Annotated in this window: 20 protein-coding genes and 1 tRNA gene; 11 read left to right on the top strand and 10 right to left on the bottom strand. The window is 52.9% G+C overall.

Going from position 1 to position 25,624, the window contains the following annotated elements:
* Window positions 1–298: 298 nt before the first annotated feature.
* Both Q0X57_RS01810 and Q0X57_RS01805 read left to right on the top strand, forming a co-directional pair.
* Window positions 299–1,537: a DUF438 domain-containing protein gene (locus Q0X57_RS01810; RefSeq protein WP_297726796.1), complete on the top strand. Its 1,239-nt coding sequence runs from the start codon at window positions 299–301 to the stop codon at window positions 1,535–1,537.
* Entirely contained in the window at window positions 1,530–1,787 is a 258-nt protein-coding gene (locus Q0X57_RS01805; RefSeq protein ID WP_007365125.1) for a DUF1858 domain-containing protein, read from the top strand. Before Q0X57_RS01810 ends, Q0X57_RS01805 begins: the two co-directional genes overlap by 8 nt.
* A gap of 121 nt (window positions 1,788–1,908) precedes the next feature.
* Here the strand turns inward: Q0X57_RS01805 and Q0X57_RS01800 are convergent, their stop codons facing one another.
* From Q0X57_RS01800 to ruvB, 3 genes are read right to left on the bottom strand one after another with little or no spacing between them, the layout of a single operon-like run.
* Entirely contained in the window at window positions 1,909–3,390 is a 1,482-nt protein-coding gene (locus tag Q0X57_RS01800; protein WP_297726793.1) for a bifunctional UDP-sugar hydrolase/5'-nucleotidase, read from the bottom strand.
* Window positions 3,391–3,407: 17 nt separating this feature from the next.
* Window positions 3,408–4,907, bottom strand: a complete 1,500-nt coding sequence (xseA, locus tag Q0X57_RS01795) for an exodeoxyribonuclease VII large subunit (protein ID WP_297726788.1) — start codon at window positions 4,905–4,907, stop codon at window positions 3,408–3,410.
* Between the two features lie 24 nt (window positions 4,908–4,931).
* Window positions 4,932–5,978, bottom strand: coding sequence for a Holliday junction branch migration DNA helicase RuvB (gene ruvB, locus Q0X57_RS01790; protein WP_297726785.1), 1,047 nt, complete (start codon window positions 5,976–5,978; stop codon window positions 4,932–4,934).
* 545 nt (window positions 5,979–6,523) lie between these two features.
* On the opposite strand from ruvB, the gene Q0X57_RS01785 reads away from it, so the two are divergent.
* The 7 genes from Q0X57_RS01785 (at window position 6,524) to Q0X57_RS01755 (ending at window position 11,903) form a co-directional block, all read left to right on the top strand.
* A tRNA-Leu gene (locus Q0X57_RS01785) sits at window positions 6,524–6,607 on the top strand.
* A gap of 115 nt (window positions 6,608–6,722) precedes the next feature.
* A complete protein-coding gene (locus Q0X57_RS01780) occupies window positions 6,723–7,013 on the top strand; it encodes a DciA family protein (RefSeq protein ID WP_297726782.1) in 291 nt (96 codons plus the stop codon).
* The gene (locus Q0X57_RS01775; RefSeq protein ID WP_297726779.1) at window positions 7,010–8,956 is read left to right on the top strand and encodes a glycoside hydrolase domain-containing protein; all 1,947 of its coding nucleotides are present in this window, start codon (window positions 7,010–7,012) and stop codon (window positions 8,954–8,956) included. Before Q0X57_RS01780 ends, Q0X57_RS01775 begins: the two co-directional genes overlap by 4 nt.
* A 96-nt stretch (window positions 8,957–9,052) precedes the next feature.
* Window positions 9,053–9,313: a hypothetical protein gene (locus tag Q0X57_RS01770; RefSeq protein ID WP_007365048.1), complete on the top strand. Its 261-nt coding sequence runs from the start codon at window positions 9,053–9,055 to the stop codon at window positions 9,311–9,313.
* 121 nt (window positions 9,314–9,434) lie between these two features.
* Window positions 9,435–10,619, top strand: a complete 1,185-nt coding sequence (locus tag Q0X57_RS01765; protein WP_297726772.1) for a universal stress protein — start codon at window positions 9,435–9,437, stop codon at window positions 10,617–10,619.
* A 202-nt stretch (window positions 10,620–10,821) separates the two neighbouring features.
* Complete coding sequence (locus tag Q0X57_RS01760; RefSeq protein WP_297726768.1) at window positions 10,822–11,193, top strand: CidA/LrgA family protein; 372 nt, start codon at window positions 10,822–10,824, stop codon at window positions 11,191–11,193.
* Window positions 11,190–11,903: an LrgB family protein gene (locus tag Q0X57_RS01755; RefSeq protein WP_007365087.1), complete on the top strand. Its 714-nt coding sequence runs from the start codon at window positions 11,190–11,192 to the stop codon at window positions 11,901–11,903. Before Q0X57_RS01760 ends, Q0X57_RS01755 begins: the two co-directional genes overlap by 4 nt.
* Before the next feature lie 168 nt (window positions 11,904–12,071).
* On the opposite strand, the gene Q0X57_RS01750 is transcribed toward Q0X57_RS01755, so the two are convergent.
* The 5 genes from Q0X57_RS01750 to Q0X57_RS01730 all read right to left on the bottom strand — a co-directional run bounded on the left by Q0X57_RS01750 (window position 12,072) and on the right by Q0X57_RS01730 (window position 19,867).
* A complete protein-coding gene (locus Q0X57_RS01750) occupies window positions 12,072–13,382 on the bottom strand; it encodes an acetyl-CoA hydrolase/transferase C-terminal domain-containing protein (RefSeq protein WP_297726763.1) in 1,311 nt (436 codons plus the stop codon).
* A 137-nt stretch (window positions 13,383–13,519) separates the two neighbouring features.
* Window positions 13,520–14,683, bottom strand: coding sequence for an iron-containing alcohol dehydrogenase (locus Q0X57_RS01745; RefSeq protein WP_297726760.1), 1,164 nt, complete (start codon window positions 14,681–14,683; stop codon window positions 13,520–13,522).
* A gap of 65 nt (window positions 14,684–14,748) precedes the next feature.
* Entirely contained in the window at window positions 14,749–15,987 is a 1,239-nt protein-coding gene (locus tag Q0X57_RS01740) for a nucleotide sugar dehydrogenase (protein WP_297726757.1), read from the bottom strand.
* A 370-nt stretch (window positions 15,988–16,357) separates the two neighbouring features.
* The gene (locus Q0X57_RS01735; RefSeq protein WP_297726753.1) at window positions 16,358–18,088 is read right to left on the bottom strand and encodes an ABC transporter ATP-binding protein; all 1,731 of its coding nucleotides are present in this window, start codon (window positions 18,086–18,088) and stop codon (window positions 16,358–16,360) included.
* A 3-nt stretch (window positions 18,089–18,091) separates the two neighbouring features.
* A complete protein-coding gene (locus Q0X57_RS01730) occupies window positions 18,092–19,867 on the bottom strand; it encodes an ABC transporter ATP-binding protein (RefSeq protein WP_297726750.1) in 1,776 nt (591 codons plus the stop codon).
* Between the two features lie 642 nt (window positions 19,868–20,509).
* On the opposite strand from Q0X57_RS01730, the gene gdhA reads away from it, so the two are divergent.
* Window positions 20,510–21,847: an NADP-specific glutamate dehydrogenase gene (gene gdhA / locus Q0X57_RS01725; RefSeq protein ID WP_297726748.1), complete on the top strand. Its 1,338-nt coding sequence runs from the start codon at window positions 20,510–20,512 to the stop codon at window positions 21,845–21,847.
* 327 nt (window positions 21,848–22,174) lie between these two features.
* On the opposite strand, the gene ung is transcribed toward gdhA, so the two are convergent.
* Window positions 22,175–22,840 carry a uracil-DNA glycosylase gene (gene ung / locus Q0X57_RS01720; protein ID WP_297726745.1) on the bottom strand — a complete coding sequence of 222 codons (666 nt, stop codon included), beginning with the start codon at window positions 22,838–22,840 and terminating at the stop codon, window positions 22,175–22,177.
* Window positions 22,841–23,565: 725 nt separating this feature from the next.
* Window positions 23,566–23,703, bottom strand: coding sequence for an Ish1 domain-containing protein (locus Q0X57_RS08170; RefSeq protein WP_366775001.1), 138 nt, complete (start codon window positions 23,701–23,703; stop codon window positions 23,566–23,568).
* Here Q0X57_RS08170 and Q0X57_RS01715 point away from each other — a divergent pair.
* Window positions 23,650–25,624, top strand: a 1,975-nt coding sequence (locus tag Q0X57_RS01715) for an MG2 domain-containing protein (protein ID WP_366775000.1), incomplete at its 3' end; no start/stop codon positions are given. The two genes, Q0X57_RS08170 and Q0X57_RS01715, sit on opposite strands and share 54 nt — an antisense overlap.

Here is a 25,624-nt window from a genome sequence, read left to right as displayed (position 1 = left end):
CGGAAGAATGAAATGAAACTTCGGAAGAAAGATTTCGAAGTTCCGAAGAATTTGTTCGTTCCTCACTGAATAATCTTCAATCTCCACCGAGGAATTGGACGATTTCCTTGATAGTAGCATCAACGAACTCATTCTAGATCGTGCACCACCCCGCATTTGCTGATTGAATCTACGGGGGATATACGTCTTATATTCTGACCAAAATATGTACATTTGCCGACGACTGGTTAACCCTAAGGGGGTGGCCAGCCAGTCTTGATTAGACTGATATAAATTCACTTTAAACAATCAGTGAAATATGAGCGAATTCATACATAACACACCAGATGAGCGCAAGGCGATGCTCAAGGAGATACTCCTGCGCTTACATCAAGGAGAGCAACCCGAAGCTCTCAAGCGACAGCTCTCCACACTCCTCCACGCTATCCCCTACCAAGAGGTCGTCGCCGTCGAGGAGGAGCTGATAGCTCAGGGACTACTATCGACAGATGAGATACAGCTCTTTTGCGACCACCACTCAGAGATCCTAGAGGGAGCTATAGATGTGAGTGGGGCTAAAGAGGTGCCAGCGGGGCATCCCATAGACACCTTTAGAGCTGAGAATGTAGCACTAGGAGAAGTAATCTCCGAGTACTATGCTTTGGCAAAGGAGGTCAAAGAGGAGCACTGCGAGCGTCCTCTCTCGGAGCTCTTGCTAAGTCTGAGATCTATCTTCAACCGACTGATGGATGTAGACAAGCACTATCTGCGCAAGGAGTACCTCCTCTTCCCATACTTAGAGCAGCATGGAGTGACTGGACCTCCTGTAGTCATGTGGGGCAAGCACGATGAGATTAGGAAGCTACTCAAGAGTGCCATAGCAGTACTCTCTGGGGAGACTTCAGATATGGCATCTCTGAGAGCTCACATCGTGGAGACTTTTGACCCCGCAGTGGAGATGCTGGACAGTATGATCACCAAAGAGGAGATGATCCTCTTCCCCATGACACTGGACCTACTGTCGGAGGCTGAGTGGTATCACATTTATCAGGAGACCCCTGAGTTTGGATACTGTTTATATGACCCACAGACTGTATGGAAACCAGACGTGGAGGCGGACAACCTGCACTTTCAGTACGAGAGCCATGATGCTATACGGCTGTCCACTGGTGCCTTTAGCGTAGCGGAGCTAGAGGCTCTACTCATCCACCTCCCGATAGACATCACCTTTGTGGACAAAGACGATAAGGTGCGCTTCTACTCTCACAGCCCCAAGCGAGTCTTCGCTCGCAATAGATCCATCATCGGTAGAGATGTGCGTATGTGTCATCCGCCCGAAAGTGTCCATGTCGTAGAGACTATCCTTGCGGACTTCAAGAGTGGTCGCCAGAGCTGTGCTAAGTTTTGGATTGGCAACTTCCGTGGGCGATTTATCTATATAGAGTACACGGCTGTGCGTGACCCCGAGGGTAACTATCTAGGAGTCGTCGAGTGTTCTCAAGATATTACTGAGCTACGGCAACTGGAGGGCTCTAGGACTCTTCTGAATTATGACTGATACGACACCTCTACTCATCACCCCTGAGACCAAAGTGGGGGCGATGCTAGACCGCTACCCAGAGCTCATCGATACGTTGGTATCGCTCTCGGATCGATATAGGAATCTGACTAATCCGATACTGCGCAAGACTGTAGCACCTCGTACTCCGCTCAAGCTCGCAGCTCAGATGGGCGGTGTGGACTTAGCACTACTGGTTAACACGCTACGCCAAGCCGTCGGACAGCCACCGCTTGACTTGCCAAAGTAGGGCTTATACGCGTTCGTCTACGTTGGACGAAATCTAGAAAAAGGAGACTCAATCGCTACTTGAAGCGGTTGAGTCTCCTCATGTTTTGCCAGTAAAGGCATGGGGGCTGATGAGTATTCCTTTAGCGAGTCACTCGGATGTTGTAGCGACTCTTGTAGTCCACCTGAGGCATCTCGGGAAGTGACTTGAGGTACTGGACGATCACCTCGGCAGTCGTGATGCCTTGGTTCTTGTCAGGAGCCGAAGTATGGTAGGTGTAGGCCGCCTGCACGTAAGAGCTCGTGGCTAGCGTGTAGAGCTTGTCTGGATCGATCGGAGTGTCGCTACCAGCGGGATAGACGGTGCAGTCGAGCAGCACACCCGTGTCGTCAAGCTGGTAGTCCACCCGTAGCCCCGACGTGTGAGCTGGCGTATTGCTGTCGGTCGTCCAGGCGCGGAGGAAGAACTCCTTGAGCTGTCGTCCCGTCATCGTGAGCACGGTCAGTTCATTGCCAAAGGGATCTAGACGAAGGATGTCTTTGAGCGTAATATTGCCCTGTGGCAATTCACCGATGCGTACGCCGCCTGGGTTTTGCATCGCAAAGTCCGCATGGCTATACCAGCGCTGTGCATCAGCAAAGATAGCGCCCAGCGTGTATTTGTCTTGGATCGGGTGCGGATTAGTTGTCACCACTTCGGCAAAGAGCGGATTAGCATTGTAGCCCTCCACCATGCGTTGCATCTTCTCATTGACCCCACCAGCGTGCGGGTCGGCTGGGAGGAGCATCTCTTGGTGCGAGAGCACCTGCCCACCTCTATGTCGTATCAATGCGAGGGAGATGTAGTGCGCCTTGTAGCCAGACTGCACGATGGGAACGGACGAGTGCAGATCGTTCGGGTGATCAATGAGCGTGTGCGAGTGTCCGCCCACGATGAGATCGAGGTAGGGAGCCACCCGCGCCAGTATCGTATCCTCCTGCACGCCAATATGCGTCACAGCTATCTGCAGATCCGAGCATCCCGCCAAGTAGCGGTAGTTCTTAATCTCCTTGAGTGGCTGGGTGAAAGCTACGCCCCGTACATTCTTCGGGTGCGAATCGGGAATGCCCAACTCGCCCAGCTGAAGTAGCCCCACGACAGAAACCCGCGTACCGTCAGGCATCGTGAAGATCTTGTAGGGCTTCAGGGCAATGCCATAGGAGGGCGAGGGAAAGACATTGGCCGAGAGGAAGGGGAACTTCGCACGATGCGAAATGTCGCCCAGCCCGTGCTGTCCCAGGTCAAACTCATGATTTCCCAAAGCCGAAGCGTCAAAGTGCATCTCATTCATCAACTCAATGATCGGTAGCCCCTTAGGCTGGAAGTTGTCATTGATCGGGTTGCCCGTCTGTAGGTCTCCCGCTGCTAGCAGGAGCAGGTTGGGATAGATCGCCCGCATACTATCTACCATAAAGGCGATGCGGGGCAACTGATCAATGTTGGCATGGATATCATTTAGTCCTACGACAGCAAGCGTCGACACGCCACTCGGCTGTGCTTGCTGCTTGACACGGCAAGCCGACAGGCTCCCCACGAGGAGCAGAAGTAGCGCTCCGTAAAGTGTATAGTTAAAGGTCTTTCTCATAATCTAGGAATGCTTTGTTATGGTTCTTTCAATTGGCTTAGCGTAGCCGAGAGCGTACCCTCAGCTAGGCGAAGCTCTATGTCGTCGCCCTCACGGAGCTGCGAGGGGCTTTTGACCAGGTCGCCCTTGTGGTGCACGATAGCGTAGCCACGCTGCAGAACCGTCTGCGGATCCATCGCTCGGATGATCTGCGCCAGGTGCTCTATCTGCGTGCGCTGTGTGGTCGTAATCTTGCGCTGCTCCTGCAGGCTCTGCTGTCTAGCTTGCCAGTCGTTGAGCTGAGCCGTGAGGTAACTCGCATAGCGATGCCTAAAGAGACTCAAGAGCGTATCCCACTCGTGCCGATAGCTCTTCGGCAGATAACGCACAGCGCCTGCCAAGCGCTCCCGTTGTGACTCCAGTAACGTGTGCTGATTGTGCAGTAGCGTACGAGGAGCGACAGAGAGCTGCTCGCGTAGCAGTACCATCTGGCGCTCCTCACGATGTAGCTGCTCTAGCGTCGTCTGGCGGAGTAGCTGAGCCAAGCGTTCCAGCCCCGTCTGCGCCGTCTGTCTCGCCTCCAGCCAAGATCGCTCCAGTCGCTGATGCACCTCCTCAAGGAGCGTGTACTCTGCGCACCAAGCATCGATCACAGCGGTAGCCACTGCCGTAGGGGTTTTGAAGGCTCTGTGCGAAACTAAGTCCACGACGCTCTCGTCCCGATCGTGCCCAATACCGCTCCACACAGGGAGCGAAAACTCCGCCACTGCACGAGCTACTCCGAAGTCATCGAAGGTGCCCAAATCAGCCGTGGCACCCCCGCCTCGTATGATGACCACAAGGTCAAAGAGTGTCTCGTGCTGGCGCACCCTTTCGAGTGCAGCGACGATAGACTGTGGCGCACTCTTGCCCTGCATCGTGGCTCTAAAGAGCGCTTTCTCTATAAAAGGAGCCACCGCACTCTCCTCCAGATGTCTCGTGAAGTCTTGGTAGCCAGCAGCCGTCGGCGAGGAGATGATGGCGATGCGTCGCAAAGGTCTCGGCATCGGGTGCTGCTTGTTGCGCTCCATAAGCCCCATACGCTCTAGGAGCTGGAGCGTCTCACGTCGCTGTCGTGCCACCTCGCCCAGTGTGTAGCTCGGATCGATGTCCTGTATGTCTAGTTGTAGCCCGTAGCGTGGATCGTACTTGAGCTCCACGAGCGCCAATATCTTGATTCCGTCCGTGAGTGGTTGCCCCGTCACCTGCTGGAAGTGCTGCGCAATCTGATTGTAGCGACTAGCCCATATCACGGCCGAGATCTGCGCTGATAGCTCTCCCCCACCCGCCTCTGGGTGTAGCGGGTCCGACACCTTGTCTATTAGGTTAAAGTAGCAATGCCCCCGCTGACTGCGTCCTCGGTAGCCACTCACCTCGCCCGTCACGTAGTAAAGGCGATTGTAATAGTAGTCAATGCAGCGCTGCAACGAGCCTAGTAGCTCCGTCAGCGTGTACCGCTTAGCTACTAACTCTGAGGCTTGCATCTCTAGTGAGGACATGGCGCAGGGAGAAAAGGCTTTTAGTTAGTCAAAGAGCGACACCTCTGGAGGCAAATCCTGCCGATAGGTACGCCCCAAGTGAGCATACGCCAAGCGTGTCGCCTGCCGTCCCGTACGAGTACGCTGTATGAAGCCCTCCTGAATGAGAAATGGTTCATACACCTCCTCGATCGTGCCAGGGTCCTCGCCCATGGCTGTGGCTATGGTGCTCAGTCCGACGGGACCTCCGTCAAACTTATCAATGATGGTCTTCAGCAACTTGTGATCCGTATGATCCAGCCCATGCTTATCTATGTGTAGCGCTTCGAGCGCCACTGTCGTAATATCGCTATCGATCACCCCGTTGCCCTTGACCTGCGCAAAGTCTCGCACACGCTTTAGGAGCGCATTGGCAATACGAGGCGTGCCACGACTACGCAGAGCGATACCCCGAGCAGCCTCCTCCTCACACGGCACCTCTAGGATACGAGCCGAGCGCAGCACGATGTCCGTGAGCGTATCCACGTCGTAGTACTCTAGATGTAGGTTGATGCCAAAGCGGTCCCGCAGCGGAGCCGTCAGCAGACCGCTGCGCGTGGTCGCTCCCACTAGTGTAAAGGGGTTGAGGTCTATCTGTATGGAGCGCGCTCCTGGCCCTTTGTCGATCATCAGATCGATCCGAAAGTCCTCCATAGCCGAGTAGAGATACTCCTCCACGGTGTGGCTCAGGCGATGGATCTCATCAATAAAAAGCACGTCTCGAGGCTCTAGCGAAGTGAGCAATCCCGCTAAGTCTCCCGCCTTCTCCAAGACAGGTCCCGAAGTAATCTTCATACCGACTCCTAGCTCGTGCGAGATGATGTGCGAGAGAGTCGTCTTGCCCAGTCCAGGAGGACCGTAGAGGAGGACGTGGTCAAGCGCTTCGTCACGGCGACGAGCCGCCTCGACGAAGACCTTCAGATTGTCCACTACATGTCCCTGACCTCGGAAACTATCGAAGTAGGAGGGGCGCAACTGCTCCTCCTGCTGTAGATCAGACAAGCTCTGCGGGGGCGTACGCTCCTCGCGAATATCAAATGGATCACCCTTCATACGTCAGCAAAGTTAGCGAAAAAGGGAATAGCCCACACCTCTTCGTAGTATTGTAAATGAATGAAGGAAGGAACTTTTAGCCTCTCTTCGTAAAACTGGTAGAGCTGACGCATTATAGCGAACGACTTAATCCACATCTCTATGAAAGAAATCAAACGGTGGAGGAAATCGAAAGATTCCTCCGTGGAAATCTTGGATTGTCCAGTGAGGAAAAGAAAAATTCTTCGGACTTATGATTTCATTCTTCCGAAGTTTCATTTCATTCTTCCGAAGTTTTATTTCGTCCCTCCGTGGAGAATTTTCGTTTCCTCGGGAGATTTGGTGAAATTCCTAGGGAGATATTGGACTCTGCGGAGATATAGGAGTCGTTATAGCGTGAGTCTATAGCGCTACGTAGCAAGGTCAATCTACATACTCCAGGATTTTCGTCAAGCTTAGATAGCTGAACACAAAGATTATACTGCGTTTGCCCTGCTGCCTTCCTACAGGGCTAGCGGTTCTAAATTCTTTTTTCGTACCTTTGCAACCGTCTAGCGAGAGGCATCGCCCAGATGGCGGAATTGGTAGACGCGTCGGTCTCAAACACCGATGGGGTTAAACCTGTGCCGGTTCGATCCCGGCTCTGGGCACAAAGGTTAAGAGCGAAGGCTAAGTGGTCAAGTCAACCACTTAGCCTTCGCTCTCTAAAGTCTAATCTCTAGCTTTCTTCTTATATTTGCACTCAGCAAACGATAGACAACTCACATGCAGCGCAAAGATCCTAAGCCTCTAGGGAAAATCTTATCAGACTGGCTCTCCGAGAGCCCAGAGGTAGACCAAGGGCTCCTCGAGCTCAAGGCGCTCCAATACCTGCGCACACGCTTCTACCCGCTCAGACGACAGATACGTGAGCTATCGATCTCAGACCATACCCTGCGAATGCGCATCACCTCGGCTAGCCTGCGACAAGAGATACGGCTCACGCAGCAACAGCTCATAGAGCAGATCAATGCGCACCTACAGTACGACCTTATAGACGAAATCATAATCCGATGAAGCAGAGACTCGCTTACTTCTCACACACGACCAAACGGACGATCCTGACTACGCTACTTTTGCTCCCGCTACTCCTCAGCAGTAGTTGTAGCAAGGTCGGAGAGGGGGTCTTTGGCTCTACCCCACTACTTGTAGACTATGTGGATGTTCATCAGGGCACGTGGGATGCTGAGCATAGCGAGGAGATATTTCCCATCGTACAGCTCCCTCACAGTCTGCTGCGTATCATCCCATTCAAGGAGAGCTTGCGGTCGGCTCGTATCAAGGGACTACCGCTCTACACGCCAGACATAGATGGTCGCCCGCTCTTCTACCTAATCCCCGAGAGTGCCCACGCCAATCAAGACCCTTCGGGGAGACTCAGCTTCGACTTTCAAGAGATTACCCCGTACAGCTACCACCTTTACCTTGATGAGCTACAGGTCAATGTGGACTTTTCGCTTACCTCTATGAGCGGTCTCTATGATCTCTCCTCACGCGACTACAATGGTAGCGATGCGCATCAGCTCTCCTTATATATAGACCGCCGAGACTCGACCTCCTGGGAGCAAGTGGCCGATGATGCTCTCACGGCTGAGGTCTCCTACGGGGGCACCACGCCGACACGCATCTACTTATACTTGCAGCTGAATACAAATATAGAGCAGATGACGAGCGCCATATCCCCCAAGGACACAACCTATGAGTGCCTCACGCTACGACTACAGAAGCCCAATAAGCGTATCGTAGCCAAGTATGGCATATCGCTCATCAGTTGCGAGCAAGCTAAGCGAAACTTAACCACACAGATCCAGAGCTTTGAGTACGCTCCTCTAGTCAAGGCTGCCCGCAACGAATGGCAGAAGAGCCTGCGCAAAGTGGAGGTCTCTGGCGGTACAGAGGTGAACATGCGTAAGTTTTACACCGCTCTATACCGCTCGCACCTATGGCCCGTCAGCATCTCCGAGGATGGACAGTACTACTCTCCTATTGATGACTCGGTACATAGTGACGAGGGGATCACTCAGTACAGCCAAGATAACCTAAACTACACCTACGAGACCAACTATCCTCTACTGATGCTCTATGAGCCAGACATGATGCATGAAGTTATCGTCTCCTATCTCCGAGCTATACGTGACTCTGGAGGACGACTCTTGAAGACGCTTGACCTGGGGAGTGTGATCTACACGGAGGAGTCGCCACTGCTCTTCCTCCTCACGGATGCACTCGCCAAGGGGCTCCTCGACGAGGATATCAGACAAGCCTTTGAGGTGCTCCGCACCGCTATCGATGCAGACCCTGAGCGACGCTCTGGTTACAAGCTTTGGTGTCTCTCACAACTTGCCAATAGTCTGGGCTACACGGCTCTTGCTAGAGAGTACTCAGAGCTGAGCGATACTTATGTGCCAGTGGCTGGCAGGCTCTCGGCACAGCAAGTCGCCTCTATCCTAGAGTATCCGAGTGACTCGGCTCCTATACTACTACCCGAGGGACAGATCAATATTGATAGCCTCTTCAGTAGTTCGCTACACTCGCTCAATGTCAATCCCGATCTCTTCGCTTTCCTCTTTACCTACAACTTGATGGGTCGTCCACACTATGCGCAGAAGTTTGTCCGTCACACCATCGACTACTTCTTTGGAGTCGGTTCTTTCGGCTATCCAGGGCCTGACGACTACGGCTCTCTGAGCGCATCGCTGGTCTTCGCCATGATGGGCTTATACCCTGTAGCACCAGGCATAAACGGCTACTCAATCGTCGCACCTTCCTTCAACGAGATCAACATTGATATGGGAGGCGGGCGCCATCTCACGATCAAAGCGCAGGGAGCCTCTCAAGTCAATAAGTATATCTCAGACCTTACCATCGGAGGGCGCCCCCACACGGTTTATTGGGTCAAGCACAGCCAGATAGCCAGCGGTGGTACCATCTCAATGTTCCTCTCCGATACGGACAATTGACCACTTGCACCTTTGCCCCCTTGCATATCTAGTAGAAATGTTGTAAGTTAGTGGCGGAATAAGAGAACTCATACAAATCACTAAGTACATACAGTTATGGCAAAGGAAACAATCTCATTCAACGAACTGCGTCGCATCAAGGATAGCCTACCCGATGGCTCCATGCACAAGATCGCAGAGCAACTGGGTCTCCGCGTAGACACCGTCAGGAACTACTTCGGAGGTGCTAACTACGAAGATGGTCGTGGTGCTGGAGTACACATCGAGGCAGGTCCCGATGGAGGTATCGTAGTCATTGACGACAACACCATCCTCAATCAGGCTCGTACCATCATAGGCGAGGAGCCTGTCCTCTAAAGAAAAAAGCTCGTAGCAGTCAGTGGCCGACCAGTCACTGACTGCTCTTCTTAACCCTATCACAAGGTTGTCGACACCCGAGCGATACCCCACGCTTACATTAACCATTATCACTACATCTATGCCACAAGACAAAGACCAGTCCAAGCTGGTGACTGTAGCTATACATACCTACGAAAAGGCGCAGATACTCCAGAGCCTGCTCCAAAGCCAAGGCATACCAGCTACCCTACACAATGTCAATACCGTACAGCCTATCTTCTCGACGGGCGTACGAGTACGTATCGCAGAGCGTGACCTACCTCGCGCACTAGCCTATATAGAGGACCTCAAGTGGGATCTAGACGAGGCGTACGATGTCCTGCAGGAGAAGTCTGACCTAGCCAACGAATCTCCCGACACGGCTCACGTTGCTGCATACAAGGGATACGTGCTCATCCCCGTAGACTTTAGCTCTTATACGGACAAGATCGTCAAGCTCGGCTTCCACTTTGCAGCACGCCGAGAGCTACACGTGCTACTCATGCACGTATATACGGGCACAATGCCTCAGATGAACTTCCCCTATGGCGACTTTACGGCACTGCTACCACAGATACAGGAGGCTTCGCAACAGGAGGCGGGAAAAGCTGAGCAGCAGATGACTGAACTCTCGAAAGAGATCGATGCCAAGATGGCTGACGGCTCACTACCCCAGGTCACCTACCGCACCACCATCCGTGACGGCATCCCTGCCGATGAGATCCTACGCTATGCTAAGCGCAACCTCCCAGCCATCATCATCATGGGTACACGAGGCAAGACAGAGGATAGCGACTACATCGTCGGTAGTGTCGCTGCCGAAATCATTGACCGTGCCCAAGCTCCCGTCCTGGTAGTCCCTGAGAAGATTGCTATCGACGACCTCATGCAGGTCAAGCATGTAGGCGTGGCGACCAGCTTCGACCAGAGAGACCTCGTACTCTTCGATCAGATGATGCAACTGATGAAGCCCCTAGCGCCAGAGTACAGACTCTTCAACGTGTCACGCTCTGAGGGCAAGTGGGGAGACGTACAGCTGCAAGCCATTCAGGAGTACAATAAGCAGCAGTATCCCGATGCGCACATCGAGTGGTCCAAGCTAAGCGAAGGAGAGCTCTATGCCGCTCTAGAAGAGTTTGTCGCAATCCATCAGGTAGAGCTGATCGTGGTCAATACCTATAAGCGACGTGTACTCGCCAAGCTCTTTAACCCGACGATGGCTCGGCGCATGCTCTTCCACGCAGGGACACCTATCCTCGTGATGCACAGCAATTCATCTAGATAAAAGCCCCTCCTAGCTGGAGGACAGCTATAGATACGATGAGAGCTCCGTAAGTCTTCCTTGACTTGTGGAGCTCTCTTTCTATATGGGTGCGTTACCGCTAGTCTTACTTATCCGAGGAGAACTCCGAGGAGGTGCAGGCTTAGTAGTGTGAAGTTTACTACCTTTGCAGTCAATTCCTTTTGAATTCATGTTGATTTTATAGATGAAGTCTCTCGTACAATGCTTTTGGGTGCTCTTTTTCTTTGCCGTGGGTGAACTGATCGGCATGATGATCGGGCACTTTCTCCCAGGGAGTGTGATCGGCCTGATCCTCCTCTTTCTAGCTCTAGAGACGAAGCTGATCAAGCCTGACAAGGTGGACAGCGTCGCCAAGTTTCTTACGCTCAATATGGGGCTCTTCTTCGTGCCAGCTGGCGTGGGGCTGATCACCCAAGTCGAGCTTATCCAGCAGTATTGGGCTGCCATCATTATTTCTATGGTCGTCAGCACGGCACTGGTATTGGTGGTCGTGGGACGGATGCAGCACCGCTTCGAGCGGCACCATAAAGAGCAAAAAACTAACGACAACGCATGATAAACCTCATCACACTGCTCCTGAGCAAGCCTATCTACTGCTTGCCACTCACTATAGGGATCTATTTCCTCAGCTTACTCCTATACCGCAAGGTGAGGATCGGGCTCTTTCACCCGCTCATCGTTACTATAGGACTCATCATCTTGATGCTCTACCTATCGGGAACCTCGTACGAGGATTATAAAGAGGGGAGCCAGCTGATTGACTTCCTCCTAGGACCTTCGGTCGTATCGCTGGGCTACATCCTCTACGAACAGTCTAAGTATCTCCGTGGTCGCGTTGTATCCATTATGTTTTCGCTCTTTGTAGGCTCGCTGATCGGCATCCTCAGTGCTGTCGGGCTAGCCTATGCGCTAGGTGCTGGAGCCCCCATAGCCCACTCGATGGAGTCTCGCTCAGTCACAACCCCTATCGCTATCGCACTCTCAGAGCAGTCCGGCGGTATCCCAGCCTTGACAGCAGTGGTGGTCGTCATCTCTGGCATCATCGGTGGCGTCATAGGACCTCCACTCTTCAAGTGGCTACGCATAGAGAGTAGCATCGCCAAGGGACTGGCACTAGGTGCAGCTGCGCACGGCGTAGGCACCTCGGTAGCCATCCAGATGGGAGCCCTCGAGGGCGCTATCGGAGGCTTGGCTATCGGTATCATGGGCGTCTTCACCTCCATACTAATACCGATCGTCCATTACGTCGCTCAGCTATTCGTCTGAGAGCAGGCATTGTTGAGGAAAGGGTACTCCTTGTCAAGTGTCCTCTGACTAAACAACGTAAGACTGCTAAGGATAGGATTTCTCAAAAAGCTAAGCGAGTCTCCTCTGAGCGACGGTACCAGTGTCGCTACTAGAGGAGACTCGCATATGATAGTCGGTAAGCTCAAACTACTCGCCCCAGCGCTGTACGACAGCCTCCTGAAGCATCTCTCTAAACTTAGGATGCGCTATGCCTATCAGAGCCTCAGCACGCTCACGAGCCGTCTTACCACGGAGACGTGCCACGCCATACTCCGTGATGACGTAGTCCACATCGTTGCGACCCGTTGTGATGGCTGCACCCTCTGCTAGGATAGGCACGATACGGCTGATCTCGCCACCCTTGGCAGTGGAGGCAAAGGCGAGGATACTGCGCCCGCCCTTGGAGCGTCTAGCACCACGCATGAAGTCCACCTGACCGCCAGAGCCACTGAGCATGCTGTAGCCGATACTCTCTGCATTGACCTGACCGAGGAGGTCGATCTCTAGGCAGGAATTGATCGAAACCATGTTGTCGATACTTGCCACGACAAAGGGGTCATTCGTATAGCTCACAGGATACATCTCAACCTCCTCATTGTGGTCAAAGAAGTCGTACAGCTCCTTCGTACCCATCGCAAAGGCCGTGACCACCTTGTTAGGGTTGCGCGTCTTACGCTTGCCCGTGATGACACCCTCACGCATCAACTTCATGACACCATCGGTGATCATCTCTGAGTGGATACCTAGATCCTTGCGATCCTTAAGGTTGCTCAGGACAGCATCGGGGATAGCACCAATGCCTAGCTGTAGCGTGTCGCCATCCTTGATCATTGAAGCACAGATCTCACCGATCTTGCGCTCTATCTCGCCAGGCACAGCGGGAGGCACCTCGGGTACAGCCGTGCTCACCTCGATGATATGATTCAACTTCGTCACATGGATCAGGTTGTCACCACCGATGAAGGGAAGCTGATCATTGACCTCTGCGATGACCACCCGCGCAGCATCGGTAGCTGGCTTGGTATAGTCGCACGAGAGGCTAAAGGAGCAGTAGCCCTCCTCATTGGGTCTGGTCAACTGCACGATAGCTACATCCACAGGATAGAAGCCATCGGTAAAGAGTCCTGGCACCTCGTGAAAGTGGCAAGGGAAGAAGTCCACTAGGCCCGCACGGCACGCCTTGCGAGCGTTAGACTCAAGGAAGTTGATCTTGAGATTAAAGTTTTTCGCTATTTCTGGCGTAAACTGGTAGCCAGCGCCATAGTACAGGACGTGAAAGATATTACCTGCAGGTAGCTCAGCGACATGCTCCATCATACTCTTGAGGGTTGTGTCTGGGGCCGCTGCTGCATGACCTACGACAATGTTACACCCCTCTGTAAGCTCCTTCTTGAGAGCCTCTAGGGGGGTGGTCAGATGAGATTGATAATAGGACTTCCAGTCCTGATTCTTTTGCATAGTGTGTCTTGCTTATCTGTTGTTTGAAATGATGTCTATACTTAACCCTTGGAGGCGCCTCCTCGCCCATACTGACTTAGAGCGAGGAGCGCATCAAACTTTGCGGTTACAAAGATACACATTCTTACGGAAGCGACTTATTCGTAAGCCAGCTCCAAGATCTGTCGTACGATCTCTGGGGTCATATTCTGATGCTCTCCGAGCACCGTGCCACGCTCTGTGAAGCGACGCACCACCTCGTCGATTACTTCGTGAGAAACCTCCGCATCGCGTAGCGTGACCGAGAGACCGAGCTTAGCAAAGAACTGCTTCGTTGCCTCGATAGCCGCCGTGATAGCATGCTCCTCGCCTTGGCATGACTGGGCTGTCAAGCCCCATATACGAGTCGCATACTGCAGGAGCTTATCCTGCTTGCCCAGATGGCGCATTATCTGTAGCGTAGCGGGTAGGATGATAGCAAGCGTATGTCCGTGCGTTAGTCCCGTCAGGGCGGTCACCTCGTGACCTATGTAGTGCGTACTCCAGTCTTGGTCCACGCCCCACGAGAGATAGCCATTGAGCCCGACAGTAGCGCAGAGCATAAACTCACCCATCAGGTCAACATCCTGATGATTGTGCGTTAGCCCTGGTGCAATCTCGATGAGCGTGTGTAGCACTCCCTCAGCCATACGATCCATCAGGAGTGGACTCCGCATCGTCGTCATATACTGCTCCATAACATGGACGAAAGTATCTGCCAGTCCACACGCCACTTGGTAAGGAGGTAGCGAGGTAGGCACACGAGGATCTAAGATAGCGAAGCGTGGATGCTTACTCGAGAACGAATACTTCTCCTGCGTCTTCCGACAAGAGATAACTCCACCGCTATTCATCTCCGACCCCGTAGCAGGGATAGTGAGTACGACCCCAAGCGGTAGATGCTCGCCTCTATGCTTGCCAGCACGGACTATATCCCAGGGGTCCTGGTCACTGCACATCGCAGCGATGATCAGCTTGCTCGCATCAATGACTGATCCACCGCCTACAGCTAGGACAAAGTCGCACTGCTCCTGACGACCCAGCTGGACAGCCTTACGGATCGTCTCAACCGTAGGATTGGACTCTATGCCCCAGAACTCGGTCACCGAGCGTCCCTCCAGTGCTTGGCACACGGCATCGTAGACGCCATTGCGTCGTATGCTACCACCACCCATCACCAGGAGGATGCGGTAGTGTGGATCAATGAGTCGTGAGAGCTGAGCTATGCGACCTTCGCCGAAGACAATCCGCGTGGGATTGTAGTATGTAAAGGGTTGTATCATGCTTCTTGATAGATTAAAGTGTGAATTAAACGTTTGACAACTAAGAGAAAACAACTCCTCCCGCTCTAGTCACGGCGGAAGATATCTCGTGTATAGACCCGCTCGGCGACATCGTCTAGGTCGGCGTGGTAGCGGTTCGTAATGATCGCTTGAGAGCGAGCCTTAAAGGTCGCTAAGTCGTTCTCCACGAGGCTCCCGAAGAAGGTCGTATGCTGCGCTAGCGTAGGCTCGTAGATAATCACCTTAGCCCCCTTTGCCTTGATGCGCTTCATCACCCCCTGGATCGAGGAGTGGCGAAAGTTGTCGCTGTGACTCTTCATCGTCAGGCGGTAGATGCCGATGACGCACTCACGCTCTTGCGTCGGGTCGTACTGATTCTCCTCCATATAACTATAGTAGCCCGCCATCTTGAGGACCTGATCAGCGATGAAGTCCTTGCGCGTACGATTGCTCGCCACGATCGCGCCAATGATATTTTGCGGCACAGCATCGTAATTAGCGAGGAGCTGCTTCGTATCCTTAGGCAGGCAGTAGCCTCCATAGCCAAAGGAGGGATTGTTGTAGTGATCGCCAATGCGAGGATCTAGGCAGACTCCCTCAATGATGCTCTTGCTGTCCAGCTCCTTAAGCTCTGCATAGGTGTCCAGTTCGTTAAAGTAGGAGACCCGCAGAGCCAGATAGGTATTGGCAAAAAGCTTGACCGCCTCAGCCTCCGTCGTACCCATCAGCAGCACAGGCATATCTTGGCGAATGGCCCCCTCACGTATCAGCTCGGCAAAGCGCTCTGCACGCTCCCGCTGATGCGCACTCTGCTTGTCATAACCCACGATAATGCGCGAAGGGTAAAGGTTGTCGTAGAGCGCCTTGCTCTCACGAAGGAACTCTGGCGCAAAGAGTATGTCATCGTACCCCATCAACTTGCGCAGGTGAGCCGTATAGCCCACAGGCACCGTAGACTTGACCACGATCGTCGCAGCGGGATTGCAGGTTCGTACGGCAGTAACCACCGTCTCAACGGCAGATGTGTTGAAGAAGTTCTGCACTGGATCATAGTTGGTCGGTGTAGCCACCACGACAAAGTCCGCCCCTCGATAAGCCTCCTCGGCATCTAGCGTAGCACGTAGCCGAAGCTGTCGTGTCGCCAAGTACTCCTCGAGGTAGTCGTCCTGTATCGGAGACTGATGCTGATTGATCAGGTCTACCCGATCGGGCAGGACGTCCACGCCCACCACCTCGTGGTGCTGCGCCAGGAGCACCGCCACCGAGAGTCCCACATAGCCCATACCTGCGACTGCTATCTTCATACGTCTAGAGTTTAGATTGTAGTAAGTGTTTGGACAAAAATACAACAATTCGTGGATAGCGACTCCCCACACAGACCTCACACCGTCACTCCAACCACTCTGATAGCTCCAATATCTCCCTATACAATCACAAATCTCCTGGGAGAAAAGCCGAAATACATCAAATGAATGAAATAAAACTTCAGAAGAATTTGCCGAATCCTCCCTAGGAACCGAAAAGTTCCTCCCTTGGAACTAAAAAGTTCCAAGAGGGGAACTGATTTTGGAGCTCATATGTACTACTAAGCCAGCACGATACAAAGAGGTTCCAAGTCCGCCCCACAGCTTTCGCCAAAGGGGTCAGTACGAGCTACAGCTAAGTTGCCTTCGCCTAGCTCTCTACTCGCTGCAGGTCACAAGCTGTGCGGTAGTAGCCCGGCACATCGTACAGTTCGTCAGGCGTGCCAGAAGCAGCGACCGTGCCCCCAGAGAGTACTACGATGCGATCCGCATTGCGTATCGTACGCATACGATGGGCAATGATTAGCACCGTCTTATCCGTCGTAAGCTGTGAGAGAGCCCGCTGTATATGCGTCTCACTCTCCGCATCTTGGCTCGCAGTCGCCTCATCGAGGATGATGATCGGAGCATTCTTGAGGATAGCTCGAGCTATCGATATGCGCTGACGCTCACCGCCAGAGAGGCGACTGCCATTCTCCCCTATCTGCGTCTGGTACCCCTCGGGCAACCGCACTACAAAGTCGTCACACTGCGCCAGCCGGGCTGCCTCAAGTACCTCGGCATCTGTCGCCTCTTTGCGTCCGATGCGAATGTTTTCCAGCACCGTATTATTAAAGAGTACCACATCTTGAAAGACGATGGCGTAGTACTTGAGAAGTGTCTCTGGATCAACTGCTGTTAAGTCTTCGCCTCCGAGCGATACGCCCCCACTCTGACAGTCCCAGAAGCGGGAGGCTAGTCGTGCACAGGTACTCTTGCCCCCACCGCTCGGACCGACGAGAGCCGTCACCTCGCCTTGCTTGGCGGTAAAGGAGACATGACTCAGCACCTGCGCACCCTCATTGTAGGAAAAGGATACATCCTCAAACGTTAGGTCAAAGCTCTTAGGCGCAAAGTCTGTCCGCCCCTCCTGCGTCGGCATATTGTAGATCTCATTCATACGATCTATCCGCACAGAGGCAAAGAGCGTTACGAGTGCATTCGTCATCAGCATAGTCAGTGGTGTATAGACCGACACGGAGATGAGCAGGAAGAAGAGGAGGATGCCGAGCGACACCTCTCCCGCTAGGTAAAGGTGGCTCCCCACGATGACCAGCGTCGGTATCGCCAGTTGTAGCAAAGAGCGTAGTCCATTGACCACGACGAAGCTAGCCAACTCGGTGTTAAAGCTGGTGCGCTCATGACTCGCCAAGACGGCATCCAGCTCTGTCATATAGAGCGTTTCGCCACCGTATGCCTTGATCGTCTGATGTAGCTGTAGCCCCTCCTCGACCTTTTCGCTCACAGAGAGTTGCGACTTAGATGCCTTGATGAAGGAGCGCTTTTGCGAAGCCAAACATCCCCATAGGATCAGGAGCGACACGGGCGCTGCCCAAAATAGCGCCACGGCTAACCGCCAATCTAAGAAGGCTAATCCACAGCCCGCCAAGATGAGGACGATAAAGGAAGCAACCATCTGCGGCAGTATATGCGAATAGGCGTTTTCAAGAAATGAGACATCAGACATCACACGGCTTGTCAGATCGCTCGCATCGTGGCGATCGAAGAAGGAGAGCGGTAGTCGTCTCATCTTCTCCGCTAGTCGTATGCGCATAGTAGCACTCTCGCTGTAGACGGCTAGGAAGGTACTGTTGTACTGTCTGCGAGTGATGAGATACATACCTATTATAGATAGGAGTGCCATCCCTACCAGCCCCCAGAGGGTGAGGTCTCTGCTCTCGCCAAATAGCTCCATCATTAGGAGATAAACGAGCATCACGGGGAGCATGAAGGAGAGGTTTTGCACACCAGTCCAGAGACAAGCCGAGAGGAAGTTGTGCGCTCCTCTAGGCGAGAGCGCCATCTTGCGCTCCATCCAGTTGATTAGATTTAGATGCTTCATAGCTTATATAGTCCATTTGATAGATTCTTGATACTCTTGCCACATAGAGGCGTAGAGTCCATTAGTACGAGCCAGTAGCTCCGTGTGGGTGCCTTGCTCTACGATGCGTCCCTGCTGCATCACCACGATGAGATCCGCATTGACGACCGAGGAGAGACGATGCGCTATCATCAGGACGGTCTTGTGCGCCATCAGACGATGCAGGCTCTCCTGGATCGCATGCTCACTCTCAGGATCGGCAAAAGAGGTGGCCTCGTCCAGGAGCAGTATCGGCGCATCCTTGAGGAAGGCTCTCGCCAAAGCTATCCGCTGCTGCTCTCCCCCACTGAGGTAGACACCCTTAGAGCCGATGACCGTGTCCAACCCTTGTGGCAAACTACGCACCAGCTCTAGGCAGTGCGCTTTGTCGAGAGCCGCATAGATCTCTTCGTCTGTAGCCTTAGTAGATCCGTAGGCTACATTGTCACGGATGGACTTCTTAAAGAGCCTTTCACTCTGGAAGACGAAGGAGATGTGCCGTAGCACCTCCTCGACAGCAACCTGACTTATATCTTCTCCCCCGATAGTAATCCGCCCTGTCTCTACATCCCAAAAGCGAGCCACGAGACGAGCCAGCGTTGTCTTGCCACTCCCGCTAGCTCCTACGAGAGCCACGCAGGCGCCCTCAGGGATTGTGAGCGTCACATCACTCACCGCCAGAGGAGCCTCTGGACTATATCTAAAGGACACCCCCTCCAGCTGGATCGTATGACTAGAGAGCGTAAGAGGCGTACTGCTCTTTGCCCCCGAAGTGGCATCGCAGAGGGCATCCAACCTATCCAAAGCCTGCACAGCCTCACGCTTGCCACTGACCACATACATGAGCCGCATCGTACACTCCCCGATGAAGGGCGTCACGAGGATAAAGAAGACCAAGCTGCTCACCACACTGACCATATCTTCGCCTCGGCTCAAGAGATAATAGGCAAAGGGTACCAAGATAAAGGCATAGCCAAAGGAAGCTACCGTATAGATGCTAAACATCCGCCGACAACTACGAGCATACACCTTCGCCCACTTAGCATAGTCCAGTAGCGTCTGGTGAAAAGCATTGAAGGAGTAGATCGACTGCTGGAAAGCTTTCACCACGGGCATACCACGCACATACTCAACCGCCTCACTACTCATCCTTTGCTGGTGATTCATATAGGCTCCCATACTCTCACGGTACGCTTTGTTGGTCATCATAGAGCCCATCGCTAGGAGCTGTATCAAGACAGGTATGAGACAGAGCAGAGCCATGCGCCACTCCAGGGCAAACATCATCACGCAGAGCGTCACAAAGCAGACCAGCGTCCCAACGAGGTCTGGCAACTGATGAGCGCAGAAAGTGTGGGTCAGGCCAACATTGTCGTCGATGACGTTTTTGAGCTTGCCTAGATTCTGCTGATCGAAGAAGCCCAAGGGCATCTCCAGCATACGCTTCATAGCATCCCCTCGCAGAGTCCGCTCTACCCTAAAGGCTGCCACATGCGTCAGCATCAATGCCACCCCATAGAGGAGTATATGGAGCAGTCCCGCCCCGACTGCCCACCAAGCCCATCGCGTGATGGCGCTGGAGTCTACAGAGCCACCGAGCAACTCCCGCAGGATAAGCCAAATAAAGATGAATGGCACCAGTGCCACCACGTGCGCCACAGCAGAGCAGACCAGCCCTAGATAAGCGAGCGGTCGCTTGCTCCCCATGGAGCGTCCTAGGCGTCCCAATGCGCCTAGAGATTGATTGTTTGATTGTCTCATATTGATCTGTTGTTATATACTTGGAGCCGTTTTACTTAAAATAGACCCTATGCGCAAGAGCGCTCAGCGAGGAGCTAAAAAAGCATCGTCCTATGGACACCCTTACACAGTGCAAAGGTAGAGCGTAATCCTTAGAACAGCAATACCAAATAGTCGGTAATCTGTTGTATATCAAAACAATGCGAACGTTCAGCATCTATCGTTCGAAGCCTGTCAGGACTTCTCCCTTCGATTAGTTAAATTCTGAATATTATACGGAGAGAGATGCGCTCAGATACTGGTTTCTCCCGAGGAAATGGAAAATCCCCAGGGAGCAATCGGCAAATTCCTCGGAACTTTGAAATCTTTCTTCCGAAGTTTCATTTCATTCTTCCGAAGTTTTATTTCGAACTTCCGATGTATTTCTGATTTCCTCGGTAGAGATTTGAGATCTCCTAGTGAGTTATTTGGCAAATACTTCGTATCCCCCCGAAGTTGTCGGTACAAGAAATCAGCTCTAGTTGGCTTCCACCCTAGGTGTACAAGTATGCCTGGGGCGGGAGGATGAATCTTTTTGCATTTTGGAGTGCCGAATACTTGCTTCATTGGGAAATAAGGCGTAACTTTGTGGTACATATCCGATAATCCTAATCATTAAATCAAATGAAGACAAGTGAGATCATTGCCCAGCTAGAGGCAAAGCATCCAGGCGAGCCGGAGTTCATCCAGGCTGTCCGTGAGGTCCTCCTTTCTATTGAGGACATTTACAACCAGCATCCAGAGTTTGAGAAGAACAAGATCGTCGAGCGCCTCGTTGAGCCCGACCGTATCTTCACCTTCCGTATCCCCTGGGTAGACGACAAGGGTGAGGTACAGATCAACCTCGGTTACCGCGTACAGTTCAACAATGCCATTGGCCCGTACAAGGGTGGTACGCGTTTCCACCACACGGTGAACCTCTCTACGCTCAAGTTCCTCGGCTTCGAGCAGACCTTCAAGAATGCCCTCTCTACTCTTCCTATGGGTGGTGGCAAGGGTGGCTCTGACTTCTCTCCAAAGGGTAAGAGCGAGCGCGAGATCATGCGCTTCTGCCAGGCTTATGTCACAGAGCTCTACAAGTACATTGGCCCAGACATGGACGTACCTGCAGGTGACGTAGGTGTCGGTGGTCGTGAGGTAGGCTTTATGTACGGTATGTACAAGAAGCTCACCCGTGAGTGCACTGGTACCTTCACGGGCAAGGGCTTTGAGTTCGGTGGTTCACGCCTCCGTCCTGAGTCTACTGGCTACGGTGCTATCTACATGGTCAATGATATCTGCAAGCAGCACAACATCGAGTTCAAGGGCAAGACAGTCGCTGTCTCAGGCTTCGGTAATGTCGCTTGGGGTGCTACTATGAAGGCTACTGAGCTAGGCGCTAAGGTCGTCTGCATCTCTGGTCCTGATGGTTACATCTACGATGAGAACGGTATCAACACGCAGGAGAAGTTTGACTACATGTGCGAGCTCCGCAACAGTGGTAACGACGTCGTAGAGCCATACGCTAAGAAGTTTGGCGCACAGTTCTTCGCTGGCAAGAAGCCTTGGGAGCACAAGGTAGACATCGCTCTCCCCTGCGCTATCCAGAACGAGCTCAACCTTGAGGATGCTAAGAAGCTTGTTGCAAACGGTGTAACAATCGTTGCTGAGGTTTCTAACATGGGTTGTACAGCAGAGGCTGCTGAGTTCTTCGTTGAGAAGCGCCTCATCTTCGCTCCTGGTAAGGCTGTCAACTGCGGTGGTGTCTCTTGCTCTTGCCTAGAGATGTCACAGAACGCAGCTCACATCTACTGGTCTGAGGCTGAGGTAGACGAGCGTCTACATCAGATCATGAAGGACATCCACACTCAGTGCGTAGAGTATGGTAAGGAGCCAGACGGCTACATCAACTACGTCAAGGGTGCTAACATTGCAGGCTTCATGAAGGTTGCCAAGGCAATGATTGGTCAGGGCGTCTGCTAAAACAGATATACAGCACAATAGCCTAGCTACACACGTATGCGTGTCAGCTAGGCTATAGCTTATACCTTATTTGTTTGCCTTTTCATTACAGAGGGTCGCTACTCATATGAATAGCGACCCTCTTGCTATCTTATGAGACTGTTGCAAAAGTCAACAGTCTCACAATCTTGCTTGCAAGATTGTCTAGACTTTGCAGAAAGGATGAAGCGCAAGGCGCTGAGGGTGAGGTCTGAAGGGAGCATACCTCCGTATGTGACCGAAGCCGAATCCCGAAAGCAACACAGCGATTCGCCTTTATGCAACAGTCTCCTTATGTCTACGGTCTTGTCACCAACAGATCGGCTCGTAGCCGTATCGCTGTAGGTAGGCATTGGCCTTGGAAAAGTGCCGACAGCCGAAGAAGCCTCGATGAGCCGACAGTGGACTAGGATGAGGTGCCTCGAGGATGAGGTGCTTCTGGCGATCTATGAGCGCTCGCTTGCAGCGCGCATAGTTGCCCCACAGCATGAAGACGAGGTGCTCTCTCTGGCTACTCAAGAGGGAGATGACCTGATCGGTGAATGTCTCCCACCCGCGTCCCTGATGCGAGCCAGCCTCGTGTGCCACGACCGTGAGCGTAGCGTTCAGCAGGAGGACTCCCTGACGGCACCAGGGAGTCAGATGCCCCCCGACGATCTGCGAGGGATGCCCTAGGTCGGAGGAGATCTCGGTCAATATGTTGCGCAGACTGGGTGGCACCTCGACACCCTCTGGCACGGAGAAGGCTAGTCCCTCGGCTTGCCCCACGCCGTGGTAAGGGTCCTGCCCGAGGATGACGACTCGCACATCTTCGAAGGGACAAAGGTCAAAGGCCCGAAAGATCTGCCCCCCTGGTGGGTATATTCTCTTCGTCTGGTACTCCGAGCGCACAAAGGAGGTCAAGGTCTCAAAGTAAAACTTCTCAAACTCCTCCTCCAGCACCCGATGCCAGCTAGGCTCTATACGGACATTCATACGACACGGCTCTATATTTTCAGGTAAAAAACATTATTTAGGTCCAAACGATTGGCTGTCAACAGCCGAGTGAGTTATGAAGTGCAGTAAGTAATGATTAAGTGACCAATCTTCTGCAATGATATACAACACTTTGCATAACTCAAACAAGCTACTGCAAAGGTAATACTATCTACGGAGAAAAATGAAACTTACTTCGTTTGTTCTTTTCTAATAGTTCTCCGTAAGTCTCTTGACACTAGAACGTGCGAAATTTAGATGTGTCGTTGCTCCTTGCTTGTTTGTATCTTTTCAAGTAACTTAGGGGTATCAAATGGGACTGTATTATGAGACTTCGCACCACACTATCTATATTGTTTGCCACCTTACTGTCTGTCACTATGACTATGGCACAGCAACCAGCTACCTCTAGCCAAGCTCTCTACAAGGAGCTACAGGATTTACAGAAGAAGCGTCTGCCGACACAGACGCTCTCCTGCGCTGAGCGACTTGCCACTCAGGCTCTCCGTGAGGGCAATCTCTACTACACCATCGAGGCTCTGGAGGCGCACAAGACAGCTCTTCGCAGATTAGACTACAACCGTCTGCTGGAGCAGTTTCCCCTACTCCACACTACGTGGCAAGGACGGGATAAGTTGTCGGAGCGGGATCAGCGCTTCCTCGCTCTATACATAGCGAATCAGTATATCAGTCGAAGCTACAATCAGCGCCTGAGGTCAGAGGGACTAAGCCTCACGACCCAAGAGCAAGACAGTGTCACGCCTCGCTCCTGGAGTGAGGCGGACTATATGAAAGCTATTGATCCATTGATGGAGATAGCTTTCGCTCCAAGTGCTGAACTCTACAAGGTGATGCCACGACAAGAGGCGAAGCAACTACCCGATGCGCTCTACGCTGATCGACTTTCCAAGGAGGGTAGCTATACGCTCATAAGCCACCTGCTGAAGGTTCTTCCTCTTTCTCGGTTGCAGTGGATAGAGGAACAGATCGGACGCACCCCCACTTGGTCGGATCGGCTCGGCGCACTCCTGGCGGAGGATCAACTCCAGCAAGCGGACGAGGGGGCTAGGCTCTATGCCCTTTACCAGGCGGTGACGCTCGAGGAGAGAACCCGAGGGACTGCTTCTAGTACCGTAGCAAAGCGATTAGAAGGCTTCCTCAAGGAGAGCCAGCAGATGCACCTTGAGACGATGGAGATATACAAGCGACTCTTCCCATACTACTACTATGCCAACGGCTCTGACCCTCTGCGTGCCTACCACTTCATCACGCCTTACCTAGAGTGGCTTGACAAGCAGGGCAAGTACTCTGAGTTCTGTCAGGATATCCGCGGTCGACTGTTTTCGCCAAAGGAAAACATCTCCCTGACTAGCTTTATCCTAGCCGCCCATCGGGGAATGGTAAAGATGAAGCTGGCCAATGTGGAGCGACTAGAGCTCAAGCTCTTTGCGCTTACGCCACAAGACGCCATCAAGACTGAAAGAAACACAATTCCCAAGCAAGCCAAGCTCGTCTGGAGTCACACACATCAGGGGAAGCAAGGTCTGGAGGCGATGGTGCACCAGAGCGACTCGATAGAGCTTCCCTCCTTGCCCACGGGGCACTATCGCCTGCAAGTAGTCTCTCATCGCACGGCAGAAGCGCAACAACTAGAAGACGAGGAGCAGACAGACATAACTACTTACGACTGCACCGTAAGCGACCTATGGACGCTGGATCTAGGCAACGGAACAACTCAACTGCTGAATGCCCTAACGGGGCAGGCACAGACGGCGCCCATACAGCTGTGGAGCTATGGAGACAAGCGCTCAGGGTGGCACTCGAACTATAAGCCTACACTAGACAAGATTGGCAAGCGAACACCCGACAAGCTCGGTATCTTTGCAACGCCTAGGCAGGCGAAGCGGGAGCGTGCTGAAGCTTTTCTAGTGGAGAGTACAGACCATCGGTTGCTCTTGCCCTTATGTGACCATTGGTATGGCTACCGTGGCGAGGGCGGTTCGTTTCAGCTACCCAAGCCAGTCAGCACGGCACTCCTACAGACCGATAGAAGTATCTATCAGCTGGGTGATGCGATAGAGCTTTACGCTGTCGCTTACCGAAGGGGCTACGACCCGAAGCAAGCGATGGTGCTGCCCAAGCTAGACCTGACCATCGAGCTACACACGCCACAGGACGATATGATCGACTCGATCACAGTCCAGACAGATCAGTGGGGTCGTCTCCATGCGACCCTCCAGCTTCCTAAAGAGGCGATGACGGGCTACTACACCATTGAGGTCTCTTGCTCCAACGATGTGGAGGAGTTTGCTGACAATAGTACGACCATTCACGTAGCGGAGTATAAGCGTCCGAGCTTTGAGGGCTCCTTGACCCTGCCCGAGGAGGCAATGAAGCTGGGAGACACGATCACTGTCCGTGGCTCTGCAATGACTTACAGTGGCTATCCGCTCGCAGAGGCATCTGTAGCCTACAGCGTGACGGGAAGCTATAGGAACTGGTTGTTTGATGAGGTTGTTCCCGATCAGCTACTCACCTCTGGCACGCTCCAGGTCAATGAGCCGGATGGGAGCTTTGAGTTCCCGATCACCCTCTCAGACTTACGCACCGAGGCTATGCGTCAGAATCCGCAAATTTGGGCAGTTCACACCTATCGCATAGAGGTGACCATCACGGCTCCCAGTGGCGAGACGCAACGGCTAGAGCGATCTATTTGGATCGGCTCGAAACCTGTATCTATGGAGTACAAGGGGGCAAAGACCTTCTTCAAGGAGAGGACAGAGG

Origin of the sequence: uncultured Porphyromonas sp., from assembly GCF_947254915.1 — a bacterium.
Lineage (GTDB): Bacteria > Bacteroidota > Bacteroidia > Bacteroidales > Porphyromonadaceae > Porphyromonas.
The sequence above is the reverse complement of the archived record's forward strand: the minus strand, read 5'-3'. Positions and strand labels throughout refer to the sequence as shown.

Bases quoted from the DNA above. Each gene is read 5' to 3' on its own strand.
- Q0X57_RS01810 (WP_297726796.1), top strand. From the start codon at position 299: ATGAGCGAATTCATACATAACACACCAGATGAGCGCAAGGCGATGCTC.
- Q0X57_RS01805 (WP_007365125.1), top strand. From the start codon at position 1,530: ATGACTGATACGACACCTCTACTCATCACCCCTGAGACCAAAGTGGGG.
- Q0X57_RS01800 (WP_297726793.1), bottom strand. From the start codon at position 3,390: ATGAGAAAGACCTTTAACTATACACTTTACGGAGCGCTACTTCTGCTC.
- xseA (WP_297726788.1), bottom strand. From the start codon at position 4,907: ATGTCCTCACTAGAGATGCAAGCCTCAGAGTTAGTAGCTAAGCGGTAC.
- ruvB (WP_297726785.1), bottom strand. From the start codon at position 5,978: ATGAAGGGTGATCCATTTGATATTCGCGAGGAGCGTACGCCCCCGCAG.
- Q0X57_RS01780 (WP_297726782.1), top strand. From the start codon at position 6,723: ATGCAGCGCAAAGATCCTAAGCCTCTAGGGAAAATCTTATCAGACTGG.
- Q0X57_RS01775 (WP_297726779.1), top strand. From the start codon at position 7,010: ATGAAGCAGAGACTCGCTTACTTCTCACACACGACCAAACGGACGATC.
- Q0X57_RS01770 (WP_007365048.1), top strand. From the start codon at position 9,053: ATGGCAAAGGAAACAATCTCATTCAACGAACTGCGTCGCATCAAGGAT.
- Q0X57_RS01765 (WP_297726772.1), top strand. From the start codon at position 9,435: ATGCCACAAGACAAAGACCAGTCCAAGCTGGTGACTGTAGCTATACAT.
- Q0X57_RS01760 (WP_297726768.1), top strand. From the start codon at position 10,822: ATGAAGTCTCTCGTACAATGCTTTTGGGTGCTCTTTTTCTTTGCCGTG.
- Q0X57_RS01755 (WP_007365087.1), top strand. From the start codon at position 11,190: ATGATAAACCTCATCACACTGCTCCTGAGCAAGCCTATCTACTGCTTG.
- Q0X57_RS01750 (WP_297726763.1), bottom strand. From the start codon at position 13,382: ATGCAAAAGAATCAGGACTGGAAGTCCTATTATCAATCTCATCTGACC.
- Q0X57_RS01745 (WP_297726760.1), bottom strand. From the start codon at position 14,683: ATGATACAACCCTTTACATACTACAATCCCACGCGGATTGTCTTCGGC.
- Q0X57_RS01740 (WP_297726757.1), bottom strand. From the start codon at position 15,987: ATGAAGATAGCAGTCGCAGGTATGGGCTATGTGGGACTCTCGGTGGCG.
- Q0X57_RS01735 (WP_297726753.1), bottom strand. From the start codon at position 18,088: ATGAAGCATCTAAATCTAATCAACTGGATGGAGCGCAAGATGGCGCTC.
- Q0X57_RS01730 (WP_297726750.1), bottom strand. From the start codon at position 19,867: ATGAGACAATCAAACAATCAATCTCTAGGCGCATTGGGACGCCTAGGA.
- gdhA (WP_297726748.1), top strand. From the start codon at position 20,510: ATGAAGACAAGTGAGATCATTGCCCAGCTAGAGGCAAAGCATCCAGGC.
- ung (WP_297726745.1), bottom strand. From the start codon at position 22,840: ATGAATGTCCGTATAGAGCCTAGCTGGCATCGGGTGCTGGAGGAGGAG.